Origin of the sequence: Aureimonas sp. D3 (assembly GCF_001463805.1) — a bacterium.
In the GTDB taxonomy this organism is placed as follows: domain Bacteria; phylum Pseudomonadota; class Alphaproteobacteria; order Rhizobiales; family Rhizobiaceae; genus Aureimonas; species Aureimonas ureilytica_A.
The window spans coordinates 1-840 of the sequence record NZ_BBWM01000103.1 but is presented as its reverse complement, the minus strand read 5'-3'; the positions used below and the strand labels follow the sequence as shown (position 1 = coordinate 840).

The window sequence follows — 840 nt, the reverse complement described above, 5'->3', positions numbered from 1 at the left end:
TAGGTTCAGGACTCATAGCTCAGAGCCAGAAGAGGACGGTCGCTGCGAGCGCGATGGCTGAGAAGAAGACGGTTGGACACCGGTCGTAGCGGGTCGCAATCCGCCGCCAGTCCTTCAGCCGCCCGAACATGATCTCGATGCGGTTGCGGCGTCTGTAACGACGCTTGTCGTGGCGCACTGGCGCGTTGCGCGACTTGCGACCTGGGATACAGGGCTTGATGCCCTTCGCTTGCACGGCGTCCCGGAACCAGTCGGCGTCGTAGCCGCGATCACCGAGTAGCCATTGTGCCTTCGGCAACTCGTCCAGCAGGGCCGCCGCTCCGGTATAGTCGCTCACCGGCCCGGCGGTCAGGAAGAAGCTGAGCGGGCGACCGTTCGCATCGGCGACGGCATGGAGCTTGGTGTTCATGCCCCCTTTGGTACGGCCGATCAGGCGTCCAAGCCCCCCTTTTTGACCGCAAGGCTCGAAGCCGTGCGGTGCGCCTTCAGGTAGGTCGCGTCGATCATAACCGTCTGCGGATCGGCGCCGACTGCGGCCAGACCCTCCATCATTCGGACGAAGACGCCCGCTTCGCCCCAACGCTTCCAGCGATTGTACAGCGTCTTCGCAGGCCCATAGTCCTTGGGCGCATCACGCCATCGCAGGCCGTTGCGGTTGACGAAGATGATGCCGCTGAGAACTCGCTGGTCGTCGACCCGTGGCCTGCCGTGGCTCTTGGGAAAGAACGGGCGAAGCCGTTCCATCTGCTCGTCCGTCAGCCAGTACAGATCGCTCATATCCAGTCCCCCGGACCGAGCCTAAATCAGACGGCACGCCTCAAATCAATGGGTCCTGACCCT

The 840-nt window shown here is 63.3% G+C and carries 1 protein-coding gene; it reads right to left on the bottom strand.

The window, feature by feature from the left end:
* Positions 1–19: 19 nt before the first annotated feature.
* A protein-coding gene (locus AUL36_RS23580) for an IS5 family transposase (RefSeq protein ID WP_156418557.1) occupies positions 20–777 on the bottom strand; the annotation gives its coding sequence in 2 pieces (ribosomal slippage) (positions 20–441 and positions 441–777; 759 coding nt in all).
* Positions 778–840: the final 63 nt, after the last annotated feature.